We start from the raw sequence: 11958 nt of genomic DNA, 5'->3' as shown, positions 1-11958 counted from the left end.
CTCCTTGCGGGAATCAGATTCCGTCAAGGAGCCCTTCACGGACCTCCACAGGAGCCACACCCGCCCATCGCGAAGCTCCCCGGACACGTATCCCACACCCACCGTGGCGTCCGGTGTGCCCAGAGCGATCCGCCGCACCCGGGGGTTACCCCCCGCGCGGGTGAGGGGGACAGCCGCCTCCCGGATCGCGCGGCGGGCTGGCACCCTGGTGCGCATGCCAGCCACCGACGACCGTGCCCCGGCCGCCGTTCGCGTTCGCCGACCCTGGTCGACGTCCGGCTGGCTGCTGCTCGTCCTGCTCGTGGTGTTCGGGTTCGGCCTGATCGCCTCGCGGCCCGCGTCCCCGCCCGACCAGGGCCCGCCGACCGGCGGCGTGCTCGCGGCGCGCAACGCGGTCGAAGCGCTCGCCCACCCCGACGGCCAGGCCACCGCGCTGGCGCTCCTGCCCAAGGACTTCACCGCGGTCACCGGCGTGAAGCCCGGCCCGCTCCCCGCCCGCGACGGCACCGTCCGCGCGGCGCACCTCGACGGCGGCTGCTCGGCACCGTGGGGCGACGACAACACGAAGTGGGACTTCTCCGTCCCGTGCAAGGCGCACGACCTCGGCTACGACCTGCTCCGCTACGCCAACGACAAGGGCCACCCGCTCGACCAGTCCGCCCGGGCGTCGCTCGACGACCGGCTCGAGCAGGACATGCACCGCACCTGCGAGCTGAACCCGATGAACTCCGAGCGCACCTGCCAGCTGGTCGCGTCGGTGTTCACCAGCGGGCTGGTGGTCAACTCGTGGCATCAGCGCTGGGGCCCGCCGGTCGGCGACCCGATCGGCCCGATGGTCGCCGGCGTGCTGGTGATCGGCTGCCTGCTCGTGATGCGCCTGCGCGGCTGGCACACCGCCCGCCGCACCACCCCGCGTCCGCGCCTGCCCCGCGGTGTCCCCCGGCCGTGGGCGGTGCTCGGCATCGCCGGCGCGGTGCTGCTGATGGTCGGCGAATCGGCGACCGCGCTGGCCGATTGGGCGGGAGCGCCGGAAACCACCTGGTGGCCGCTGACCTGGCTCGCGCAGCTGACCCCGCTGCTCTTCTTCGCGGGCGGGCTCGCCAACGCGGCGGGCTGGCGGGCCGAACGCGACCGCGGCTACCGGCATTACCTGGCCGAACGGTCCAGCCCGCTGCTGCGCCCGGCGTTGATCTTCGCCGTGGTCGCCCTGATCGTGCCGCTCGCGCTGGAGCTGCTGGGCATCCCCGCCGGAACCAACGCCACGGTCATGCGGATCGCGCTGCACCCGTTGTGGCTGCTCGGTGTCTACCTGCTGACCGTCGTCGGCGCGCCGATGCTGCTCGCGCTCTACCGCCTTACGCGGCTGTGGTCGGTCGCAGCGCTGACCGCTGTCGTCGTAGCCGGAGAACTCGCCGCCAGCTGGACGGACGTCTCCTGGCCGCGCTACGCCGCCACGCTCGCCTTGGCGCTCCTCGCGCAACAGGTGGCGTTCGCGTACGCGGAGGGCGTCCGGCTTCGCCGCGCGGTGCTCGGCGTAGCGGCCGTAAGCGGCGTCGCGGCTCTCGCGGTCGCAGTGTTCGCCTTCGACGCTTCGCCGGTACTGCTCGGCAACCCGGGCGCGCCCGCCGCGTTGTCCGCGCGGCCGTGGACCGTGCTGCTGCTGGGCGTCTCGCAACTCGGCCTCCTCGGGCTCCTCGCGACACCGCTGCGGCGCTGGGCCGCACGCGACCGCGTCACCCGCACCGCCGCGCTCATGCTGCGCGCCCCGATGAGCCTGTATCTGGCCTTCCTCGCCGCGATGCTGCTGCTCGTCGCCGTGGTCTACCTGCCAGGACCGATCGCGAACGGCCTGAGCTGGCTGCTGCGTCCGCGCATGCTCGCCGCAGTGGCGCTGCTGCTCGTGCCCGCGGCGCTGGTCTTCTGGTGGTTCGAGCGGCATCCGGGCAAGGCCAGCACGGAAGCACCAGTCGCGCCCCTTCCGTACACCCCGACCGGCCGCCGTCCGGTGCTGCTCACTCGCGCGGCCGCCGCGCTGGGCATCGGCTACGCGACGCTCGGCGTGTTCGGTCTCGCGCTGGCCCGGTTCGGCGCTGAAGCCGCGGACGCCGACGTGCTCGGCTTGCGGCTCGACCCGGTCCAGAGCCTCGTGCATCTGCTCCTCGGCGTCCTGCTGCTGCACGCGGTGCGAACCGGCGCAGCGGCGACCTCGGCCGCGACGTGGTTCGCCGCCGCCTTGACCTGTGTGCCGTCGCTCGTCGCCGCCGCGGGCGGCGAGACGCACGGCTCGGCAGTCGTCGTCCTGCACATCCTCACCGCGATATTCGCGCTGGTCGGAGCGGGTACGTGCATGATGCCGGCGAGAAGGCCAGCAGCCGCCGCGCCCTGACCCGCGACACGCATACCGCCAGCCGGGCGAAAATGCTTCGGATACCGGACCATGGGTGGTGCACACCACACCGCCCGGGGGAGGTGCGAATCCTTCGCAACCCCCGCCCGGCACCATGCGTCTTCAGAAGCGGACGACCAGAACGACGAGAAGGAGCCGACCGCGTGGACTACCCGCCTCGGAACGGGCAAGGCGATCGCCGCCCCGCCCGCTCGTGGCAGGACCAGCCCGGCCGGGGACCGGCGCGGCGGCCCGGGCCACCGGCCCGCTCGCGACGCGAACCGCAGGGTCCGTCTCGTCGTCCAGGACCGCCGCCGCGCCGTCCGTCCGGCCGGTCCCGCCGCGGCGGGATGCGCGGCGCGAAAATCGCTCTCGCCGTGGTGTCGCTGCTGGTCATGGGGCTCACCGGATACGCGTGGGCGTCGCTGCAGGGGCTGGTCAACGGGCTGAGCTACTCCGACGTGATCGGCGACGGCGCGGGCGGCGACAAGCCGGCCGACGGCGCGCGCGACATCCTCCTGGTCGGCCTCGACAGCCGCACCGACGCCCAGGGCAACCCGCTGTCGCCGGAACTGCTCGCCCAGCTGCGCGCGGGCGAATCGGACGGCGAACTGAACACCGACACGCTGATCCTCGTGCACATCCCGAACGACGGCAGCAAGGCCGTCGCGCTGTCGCTGCCGCGCGACTCGTACGTGGACATCCCCGGCTACGGCAAGCACAAGATCAACTCGGCGTATGCCAGGGCGATGCTGCAGGCCCGCAAGGACCTGCAGGCGCAAGGCGTCACCGATCCGAAGGAACTCGACGTCAAGGCCAACCAGGCCGGGGCGAAGCTGCTGATCGCGACGATCCAGGAGCTGACCGGGTCCACGATCGACAACTACGCGGCGATCAACCTGCTCGGCTTCAGCGACATCACGAAGGCGGTCGGCGGCGTCGACGTGTGCCTGAAGAACAATGTCGACGACGACTACTCCGGCGCGAACTTCACCAAGGGCCAGCACACCATCGCCGGCGTGGAAGCGCTGGAGTTCGTCCGGCAGCGGCACGGGCTGCCGCGCGGCGACCTCGACCGGGTGGTGCGCCAGCAGGTGTTCATGGCGGGCATGGCGCGCAAGATCCTGTCCGCGGGAACGCTGACCGACCCGTCCAAGCTCAACGCGCTGGTCGACGCGATCAAGAAGTCCGTGGTGCTGAACCAGAACTGGGACATCTTCAGCTTCGCCCAGCAGATGAAGGGACTCACTGGCGGGCAGCTCGAGTTCCGCACCATCCCGGTCGACAACGTCGAGTACCGCACCCCGAACGACGGCGTCGCGGTCAAGGTCGACCCGGCGAAGGTGAAGGCGTTCGTGCAGGGGCTCGCCGGCCCGCAGGCCGGAGCCGACGGCGCGCCGGCACAACAGCAGCAGAAGCCGGACGAGTCGCATAAGGACACGACGGTCGACGTGCGCAACGCCTCGGATCGCACTGGTCTCGCGGCGACCGTGTCGAAGCAACTGGTGGACAAGGGCTTCACCGCCGGCGACACGGACAACGCCTCCTCGCGGAAGACGACTGTGATCTGGGTCCCCAGCGGCGGCGAGGCAGCCGGGCAGGCGGTCGCCGACGCGCTCGGGACCAAGGCGACGGTGCAGGAAGACAAGAGCGTGCCCAAGGGCCACGTGAAGGTGTTCCTCGGTTCGGACTACCAGCCTTCCGCCGGCGCTTCGAGCGGAACCGGTGCGGCGCAAGCACCTCCGGCGCAGCAGCAGGCCGCGCCCCCGGCCACCCCCTCGGGTCCGGGAAGCGACGACCAGCCGATCACCGCTGACGGCGTGCCCTGCGTCAACTGACGCGTTGCTCCATTCGGGGCAAGTAGAAAATATTCCGGAAACCCGCGTAATGAGCGGCCGCTTCGGCACTTTCACCATCGGGACGCAAGCCCGCGTCCGCGAAGTTGGTTGAGGGGCAGGGGCCGTGATCGACGCTGAGCACTACCAGCGGGTGCTGGGAGACGAGCTGCGCAAGCTCAGGCGTGGCCGGGGATGGACGCGCAAAGAGCTGAACGCGCATCTGCAGAGCGAAATCTCGCTGCAGACACTGGCGACGTACGAACTGGGCACCCGGCAGTGTTCCGTGGTGCGCCTGGTCGAACTGTGCGTGGCGATGGACGAGCTTCCGCAGGATTTGCTGGCGAAGGTGCACAGCCGGGTCTTCACCGAGGAACCGGGCCGGGTCCGCGTTGACCTGCGCCGCGTCGTCGCGGAGGCCGGTCCGGAGCTGACTCCGCTGCGGCGCTGGGCCGAAGGACGGTTGCGGCAGAACGGAGTCGCGATGCCGGGCTCGCCCGCGCGCGCGAGTGCCGCCGCCCGGCCGCCTGTCGCGGTACCCGGATCCTCAAGCACGCCAAGCCCTTCCGCTCCCGCGGCTTCGGGGCAGCCCGCTTCGGCGAGCTCGTCGACCGACGAGGTTTCGTTCGACTTCGCCGCACTGGAGCGGATGGCCGAACTCTGCGGCCTTCCGACGGCTGAGCTGGTTTCGCACCTGCGCAAGCTCGCTCCTGCCTGACCACAGACCACGAGGGGGACCCTTCGCGACTCCTCCCCTGCCGCGAAAGTCCCCCTCGTTCTGCTCAACCTCCGCGCGACTCGGTCCGCGCAGGTCCTTTCCCGCTCAACGACAACGCTGTCTTTCCCGCGTCCACTGTGGAGCGACCGCTCCCTGCTCGATGCTGCCCCCAGTACTACGAGGGGAACTTTCGCGACTCCTCCCCTGCCGCGAAGGTTCCCCTCGTACCCGGCACGTCCACTGTGGACTGCCGAAGAGACCACGAGGGGGACCCTCGCGACGCCATCCCCCGTCGCGAAAGTCCCCCTCGTGCCAGATCACCCGAGCAGTTCGTAGTCCTCCCGCCGCACCGTCCGGGTGTCCAGCCAGTACCGCCAGGTGAATCCCGGCCACAGCGTCCGGTTCACGCCCTTCGCGTCCAGGTACCAGCTCTTGCAGCCGCCCTGGGTCCAGATCCCCTTGTCGAGTTTCCGTTGCATCTCGGCGTTGAACCGCTCCTGCACCTCCTCGCGCGGGTCCAGCGCCCGGTCGCCCGCGAGCCGCAACGCCTGCGCGATATAGGAAATCTGCGCCTCGATCATGAAGACCACCGAGTTGTGGCCGAGCCCGGTGTTCGGGCCGAGCAGGAAGAACAGGTTCGGGAAGCCGTTGACGGTGATCCCGAGGTGCGTCCGCATCCCCTCGCTCGCCCACTCCTTCGCGAGATTCCGTCCGTCGCGGCCGACGATCTCCAGGCTGTCGAACGCGTCGGTCACGTGGAACCCGGTGCCGTAGACGATCGCGTCCACCTCGTGCTCGACGCCCGCGTTGTCGACGACGCTGTGCTCGCGCACCTCGGCCACGCCGTCGGTGACCACGTCGACGTTGTCGCGGGCCAGCGCCGGGTAGTAGTCGTTCGAGATGAGCACGCGCTTGCAGCCCATGGTGTAGTCCGGGGTCAGCTTGGCGCGCAGCTCCGGATCCGAGACCGCGCGGTCGATGTTGCTCTTCGCGAGCCGCTGCCCGATCTTCATGATCCACGGCTGGCCGTTGAAGCCGATCGCGCGCGCTTCCAGCGTCCAGTAAAGGAAATTCCGGTACAGCCGCTGCACCGGCGGCACCGCGCGGAACAGCCCGCGCAGCCAGCCCGGCATGTCGCGGTCGGCCTTCGGCATCACCCACGGCGGCGTGCGCTGGAACAGCGTCAGCTCGGCGACTTCCGGCGCGATCTTCGGCACGAACTGGACCGCGCTGGCCCCGGTGCCGACCACCGCGACGCGTTTGCCGGCGAAGTCGAAGTCGTGCTCCCACTCGGCGGAGTGGAACGCGCGGCCCTTGAACCGTTCGATGCCCGGCAGGTCCGGGATCATCGGCCGGTGCAGCGCGCCGACGCCCGCGACGAGCGCCGGAGCCACGAACTCGTCGCCGCCGCGGGTGCTGACGTGCCAGCGGTTCTCCTCGGCGTCCCAGCGCGCGCCGGTCATCTCCTGGCCGAAGCGGATGAAGCGGCGCAGGTCGTACTTGTCGGCGACGCCGCGCATGTACTCGTAGATCTCCGGCTGCGGCGAGTACGCGCGCGACCAGCCGGGGTTCTGCTCGAAGGAGAAGGAGTACATGTGCGACGGGATGTCGCACGCGCAACCGGGGTAGCTGTTGTCCCGCCAGGTCCCGCCGACGTCCTCGGCCTTCTCGAGAACCACGAAGTCGTCGCGGCCGTCCTTGCGCAGCTGAATCGCCATGCCGAGCCCGGAGAACCCGGTGCCGACCACGATCACGCCGGTCTCGGTGCGGTTGCCCATGCGTCCTCCCGTTAACTGTTACCCGAAGTCCAGCTTACTCGGAGTAGGTTACTGGCGGTAGAGTGTGCGCCATGACCACCGCCAAGCGCAAGCGCATGCCCCGAGCCGAGCGGGAACGGCAGATGATCGAGGTCGCCGAGCAGGTCTTCGGCGAGCGCGGCTACGCCATGGCGTCGATGGACGAGATCGCGGAACTGGTCGGCGTGTCCAAGCCGATGCTGTACGAGTACTTCAACTCGAAAGAGGGCCTGCTGCTGGCCTGCATTCGGCAATCGCGGGCGGCGCTGCAGGAGGCCACCGAGCAGTCGATCGTCGGCGCGGACTCCGCGCAGGAGGCGCTGCGGCGCGGCTTGCTGGCGTTCTTCGTCTTCATCCGCGAGCGCCGCCAGGCCTGGTCGCTGCTGCGCCACGAGATGGCCCTGATCGGCACCCCCGCCGCGGACGAGATCGAGGAAACCCGCCGCCAGCAGACCGATCTGATCACCGCGTTGATGAGCGGCTACTTCGACAGCGAGGACACCCTGCGCGCCGAAGCCTCGGCCGAGTTCGTGGTCGGAGCCTGCGAGCGGCTGGCGATCTGGTGCGAGCGCTTCCCGGAGGTGACCCCGGAGAAGGCGACCGAGTACGCGATGGATCTGCTGTGGGCCGGGTTGTCACAGCGTGCGATCTGACGTGCACGTGAAGATGACCGTGCATTAGGCCATTCGGTCGTCACTCAGCGCACATCTCGTCCCGTTACTTGTGACACAGAGTTTTCTTGCGGTATCGATGACACGGTAGAAAGACACACTGAGTGTCGCGCCAGCGGCCGGCAAGCAGGAATCGCGTCATGAGTTTGCGGTGGCCGGGTCTCGACCTGTGACGCATGCTGATGACGAGAGGGGTGAGGCAGTGGTGGAAACGATCACGGCGACTTACAAGCACGACAACGACGACTGGACGATCACCGTGAGCGGCCGCGGCAAGGAGCTGACCGGCAAGGCGCCGGGCATCATCGCCGCCCGCGACCGGGCCGACCAGCTCGTGGAGAAGCTCGCCCCGAACGAGCGTCCCACGGTCGTGCACCTGCTGAACGGCAACGCACTGGAGTTCACCAGCGCGTACATGGCCGCCCGCCTGACGCTGCCGGAGATCGAGCCGCTGGAAATCCCGCCGTCCGGCGGAGCGAAGGCTGCCGCCGCGGATTCCGGCAAGGCTGAGGCTCCTGCCTCGACCACGGCTGCCGCCTCGGCTGCTGCTCCCGCTGCCGCTGCGAAGCCTGCTGCGGAGAAGGCTCCCGAGCAGCCCGCCAAACCGGCGCTGCCGCCGAGCAAGCAGCTCCCCAAAGAGGTCGAAGACCGCAAGCCCGACGAAGCGAGCCGCCCCGGTGTGACAGCCGGCGCGTCGGCCACTCCGCCGGTCGCGCGCGCCTGACCTGCACTGTTTCTTTCGCCCGTTTTCCCGGGCTTCTTTGGCGTGCGCTGACCGGCTCGCCTTACGAAGCTGGGCTTTTGCGGTCTGTCTCCGTCGAGGTAGGCGCTTTTGCGCTGGCCTATGCCCGCTTCGCGCCTGAAGCCTGGCCGTCTGCGGCCGGTGCTCACGGGCTCTACGACACCCTGAGACAGTCTCGGCATCCCAGGCGCTGTCTAGCCCGCAAAACGCTCGGCTATGCCCAATACAGCGGGATAAAAACCAATGCGTCACCCAGGCGGGGTAGCCCAATACGGCGAACGTGCTCCGCCAAACCGACCCAGCCGGGCGACCGCCGAATGAGTGACCCCAGGTTCAGTGGCACTTCTCACGAAGTTAACCCGCCGTGACGATCAAGGCTGTCGATCCGCCATCCAGGGATGAAACAGCCAGTATTCGGCAGATCACCCGCCGCCGAGCAGTCCCGCCCGAGAGGCGACGCCGGGTAACCGCTGGAGCTGTCTTGAGCCGCGCGGTGCGAACGCGCCAGCGCACGCCACGCCGCGCCCCCTGGAAGGTCCCAGCAAGTCGCTCAGGTCGCGGAGAGCCGCTCAGGCAGCCCGGAACCGGATGCCCAACGCATGCCCGGCCCCGTTTGCCCTCGAACCCGCGAGGCCCCGGAGTCAGCGCGGGAGGAGAAGCGTCAGCGGAACAGCTTCCGCACCAGCAGCACCGCAACCAGCACGCCAGCCCCGATCAGCGGGTACTTGACCTTCGGGTTGTCGAGCTTCGCGCGCACGCCGTCCTTCGCCTGTTCGGCGAGCTTCTGCGGATTGGCCTTCGTGCCCAGCTGGTCGAGGGTCGCCGCCAAAGCGGTCCTCGCCTGCTCGATCTCACGCTCGATGGTCTCGGGGTCGCGAGCCACGTGCCCTCCTCGCCGCAGTCGGACTGTAGGCGGTCCACGGTAGAGGACAACCCCCGTGCGACGGCGACTGGCCACGCCGAGCCGACCCGAACGTGGCGCGCGCTACGATCACACCTGGTTCCTGGGGGCCGTAGCCCAATTGGCAGAGGCACACGGTTTAGGTCCGTGCCAGTGAGAGTTCGAGTCTCTCCGGCCCCACTCGGATGCGACACAGTTCAGCGGGCCCGCAGCGGTTTCCCTGCGGGAAAGCGACGGATTCTCAGCGCCGCCATGCCTCGACGATCTCCTCGGGACCGAACGACGCGGCCAGCGGCAGTCCGTCTTCGATGCCGTTGCGGGACACCGCGATCAAGGGCGTCGTGTGATCGCGGCCGGGGATCGACATGGATCCGGCGAGCAAGCTTTCCCACTCGCGTTTGCCGAAGAGTTCGGTCTCCAGCCACTTGATGGAGCCGGTGAACGCGACGCGAGTCGCCGCGGGCCGGTCCCGGTCGGCGCCGACCAGGTCGATTTCCGGGTTGTTCTGCCGGTTCCACCAGCCGCCTACGACGTCCGCGCCGGGCAGCCGGTCGTCGGGCAGGAGCCGCTCAAGGGCCGTCCGGACGACCGGCTCGACAGCACGGCCGCGCCAGGATGGCCAAGACCCTTCGATGCGCGATGCGACCAAGTCGCCGCGGCCGCGTTCGACCTCGGCAAGGCCGCGCTGCAGGAACGCCAGCCAAAACCGCAAGTACGGATCCTCGATCCGATAACGCTTGTTCTTGGTGTCCGGACGAGTGGACAGCGGAGTGTCGACGGCGACGATGCGCTTGGCCGTCAGGGTGTTCAGGATCGGGGCGAGCGTGCCGGAAGGGATCGGGTTGCCGGCGCCGATTCGATTGGCGATCGTTCCGAAGGTGCGTTCGCCCGTACCGATCGCCTCCAGGGCCGAGCGGCTGTGCGACGGTTCGGGAACCTCGCCGAGCAAGGACAGTTCTCCCGCCATCAGCAACGGGGAAAGCGGGTCCGAGAGCTGGTCGCGCACAAACGCGGTACGGCTGGTGCCCGGTTTCCAGCGCTGGACGATCTCCGGGAAACCGCCGGTGATCAGAAACGCGTCGATGGCCTCCGCCGGCTCGAGTGCGGTCATCCGCTGGACGTCGGCCGGGTCGAGGGGGCGCACGAGCATGCGGGCAGCGCGTCCGTGGAAGGGACGGCCGTACTCCTGGAGGGACTCCATCATCGACAGGTCGCTTCCGACCAGCAAGAGCAGCACCGGTTTGGCCGACAGGTACCGATCCCAGACAGTCTGGAGCGCGCCTTCGAACTCGCGGTCCTGCTCGACCAGCCACGGCACCTCGTCCAGGACGACGATGCTGGGAGTGTCCTCGGGCACCGCGACGGCCAGTGCGCGCAGGGCTTGGTTCCAATCAGTGCCAAGCGCCCCGGCGACCAGATCCGCGCCGGGCAGGGCGCTCTGGGCGATCGCGGCGGCGAAATCGGCTCGTTCCGCGGCCGGATTGCGGCCGCGGGAGGCCTGGAAGATCAGATACGGCACCCCGGAGCGGTCGCAGAACTCCTGGACGAGCCGGGATTTGCCCACCCGCCGACGGCCGGTGACGATCACGGCCTGCCCGGGGGTGGTCGCGGCGGCGTCCCTGACCAGGCGGAGCTGCCGCTCAAGCAGCGCGAGATCGTTCGTGCGCCCCTGAAACGCCACCATAAGCTCGACCTCATCTAAGTATGATCGGATCTTACTTAGATCGAATCATACTTAGGATGAGACTTAGGAGCGATATCAACCGCACGCGACGCCGCCGCCGCGCGACGCGGTCGCACGCGAAGCCAGCTGCTCCCGCGCCCGAGTCAACGCCTCAATGCGCTCATCCAGCACCGCCAACCGACGGTCCACCAAAGCGATGGCGCTCGACGACAGACGGCGCGAAGGCAGGTCTCCCTGCAGACACGAGCCCAGCGGGCGGATGTCTTCCATGGTGAGCCCCGAGTCGAGCAGGTAGCGGATGTTCGCCACCCGCTCGATCGCGGACTCCTCGTACTGCCGGTACCCGTTGTGGGAGCGGGCGGCGGTCAGCAACCCCTGCTCCTCGTAGAACCGCAATGCCCTGGTGGTGACTCCGGTGGCCTTCGCCAGCTCTCCGATCCGCACCGACCCGAGCGTACGCCGCTAAGCGATCACTGCGCCGCCGTCGACGGGCAGGACCACGCCGGTCAGGTATTCGGCGGCGGGGCTGGCCAGTTGGATGATCCAGTGGGCGACTTCTTCCGGCTGGGCCAGGCGTCGCAAGGGCACCATTTCCCGCAGGGAGGCGTGTTGTGCTTGAGCCTGCTCGGCGGTGAGGCCTTCGCGAGCGTAGATCTCGGTGGCGACCGGGCCGGGTGCGACTGCGGTGACGCGGATGCCTTGTGGGGCGAGTTGTACTGCCCAGCTTCGGGTCAGCGACTCGAGGGCGGCCTTCGTCGCTGCGTAGAACTCCCGGCCTGCCATCGGCCAGCCTCGTTGGCCGATCGCGGTGGTCACGTTGACGACGACACCATCGCGCAGGTGCGGCAACGCGGCTTGCACTAGGTAGACCGGCGCGAGCAGGTTTGTCGCGACTACTCCGTCGAACGCGCCGGGTTTGATCTCGCCCAGCGCGGCCGGGTCGACGATCCCGGCGTTGTTCACCAGTACGTCGAGCCGGCCGAATTCGGCAAGTGCCGCAGAGACAATCTCCTCTGCGGCACCCGGCGAAGTGATGTCGGCGGCGAACGGGCGGATCCGCGCGGAACCTTCCGCGGTTTCGGCGAGGCGCGCGGCGGTCCGGCCGACGACGAGGACGTTCGCGCCCTGCCTGGCGAACTCGCGTGCGGTGACCTGTCCGATGCCCGTTCCGCCGCCGGTGACGATCACGGCTTTGCCTTCAAACTGTCCTTCACTCATGACAATC

General features: G+C 69.2%; 10 protein-coding genes and 1 tRNA gene. 6 read left to right on the top strand and 5 right to left on the bottom strand.

Features of this window, described 5'->3' with window-relative positions; translation table 11 throughout:
* Positions 1–214: 214 nt before the first annotated feature.
* The 3 genes from ACWDNU_RS25370 (at position 215) to ACWDNU_RS25360 (ending at position 4939) form a co-directional block, all read left to right on the top strand.
* On the top strand, positions 215–2386 hold the full coding sequence (locus ACWDNU_RS25370) for a phospholipase A2 (RefSeq protein ID WP_449670717.1): 2172 nt from the start codon (positions 215–217) through the stop codon (positions 2384–2386).
* A 164-nt stretch (positions 2387–2550) separates the two neighbouring features.
* A complete protein-coding gene (locus ACWDNU_RS25365; RefSeq protein ID WP_449670716.1) occupies positions 2551–4224 on the top strand; it encodes an LCP family protein in 1674 nt (557 codons plus the stop codon).
* 124 nt (positions 4225–4348) lie between these two features.
* Positions 4349–4939, top strand: coding sequence for a helix-turn-helix domain-containing protein (locus tag ACWDNU_RS25360; RefSeq protein WP_370934736.1), 591 nt, complete (start codon positions 4349–4351; stop codon positions 4937–4939).
* Positions 4940–5256: 317 nt separating this feature from the next.
* Here the strand turns inward: ACWDNU_RS25360 and ACWDNU_RS25355 are convergent, their stop codons facing one another.
* Complete coding sequence (locus ACWDNU_RS25355; protein WP_370934735.1) at positions 5257–6717, bottom strand: flavin-containing monooxygenase; 1461 nt, start codon at positions 6715–6717, stop codon at positions 5257–5259.
* Positions 6718–6788: 71 nt separating this feature from the next.
* Between ACWDNU_RS25355 and ACWDNU_RS25350 the strand changes: the two genes are divergently transcribed.
* The gene (locus tag ACWDNU_RS25350; protein ID WP_370934734.1) at positions 6789–7388 is read left to right on the top strand and encodes a TetR/AcrR family transcriptional regulator; all 600 of its coding nucleotides are present in this window, start codon (positions 6789–6791) and stop codon (positions 7386–7388) included.
* A 220-nt stretch (positions 7389–7608) separates the two neighbouring features.
* Positions 7609–8130, top strand: a complete 522-nt coding sequence (locus ACWDNU_RS25345) for a hypothetical protein (protein WP_449670715.1) — start codon at positions 7609–7611, stop codon at positions 8128–8130.
* 679 nt (positions 8131–8809) lie between these two features.
* Here the strand turns inward: ACWDNU_RS25345 and ACWDNU_RS25340 are convergent.
* Positions 8810–9031 (bottom strand): DUF3618 domain-containing protein, encoded by a 222-nt coding sequence (locus ACWDNU_RS25340; RefSeq protein ID WP_037358573.1) that lies wholly within the window; start codon positions 9029–9031, stop codon positions 8810–8812.
* A 124-nt stretch (positions 9032–9155) separates the two neighbouring features.
* On the opposite strand from ACWDNU_RS25340, the gene ACWDNU_RS25335 reads away from it, so the two are divergent.
* Positions 9156–9229 (top strand) — tRNA-Leu (locus tag ACWDNU_RS25335).
* A 61-nt stretch (positions 9230–9290) separates the two neighbouring features.
* On the opposite strand, the gene ACWDNU_RS25330 is transcribed toward ACWDNU_RS25335, so the two are convergent.
* The 3 genes from ACWDNU_RS25330 to ACWDNU_RS25320 all read right to left on the bottom strand — a co-directional run bounded on the left by ACWDNU_RS25330 (position 9291) and on the right by ACWDNU_RS25320 (position 11951).
* Positions 9291–10733 (bottom strand): ATP-binding protein, encoded by a 1443-nt coding sequence (locus ACWDNU_RS25330; protein WP_370934732.1) that lies wholly within the window; start codon positions 10731–10733, stop codon positions 9291–9293.
* 75 nt (positions 10734–10808) lie between these two features.
* On the bottom strand, positions 10809–11177 hold the full coding sequence (locus ACWDNU_RS25325; protein ID WP_370934731.1) for a MerR family transcriptional regulator: 369 nt from the start codon (positions 11175–11177) through the stop codon (positions 10809–10811).
* A gap of 18 nt (positions 11178–11195) precedes the next feature.
* On the bottom strand, positions 11196–11951 hold the full coding sequence (locus tag ACWDNU_RS25320; RefSeq protein ID WP_449670714.1) for an SDR family NAD(P)-dependent oxidoreductase: 756 nt from the start codon (positions 11949–11951) through the stop codon (positions 11196–11198).
* Between the last annotated feature and the right edge of the window lie 7 nt (positions 11952–11958).

The sequence above is a fragment of the Amycolatopsis sp. NPDC003676 genome, assembly GCF_053587275.1.
Note: the sequence above shows the minus strand (reverse complement) of the source record. Positions and strands in the feature narration are given on the sequence as shown.

Excerpts from the sequence above, each read along its gene's own strand:
- ACWDNU_RS25355 (WP_370934735.1), bottom strand. The coding sequence starts at position 6,717 with ATGGGCAACCGCACCGAGACCGGCGTGATCGTGGTCGGCACCGGGTTC.
- ACWDNU_RS25370 (WP_449670717.1), top strand. The coding sequence starts at position 215 with ATGCCAGCCACCGACGACCGTGCCCCGGCCGCCGTTCGCGTTCGCCGA.
- ACWDNU_RS25320 (WP_449670714.1), bottom strand. The coding sequence starts at position 11,951 with ATGAGTGAAGGACAGTTTGAAGGCAAAGCCGTGATCGTCACCGGCGGC.
- ACWDNU_RS25350 (WP_370934734.1), top strand. The coding sequence starts at position 6,789 with ATGACCACCGCCAAGCGCAAGCGCATGCCCCGAGCCGAGCGGGAACGG.
- ACWDNU_RS25330 (WP_370934732.1), bottom strand. The coding sequence starts at position 10,733 with ATGGTGGCGTTTCAGGGGCGCACGAACGATCTCGCGCTGCTTGAGCGG.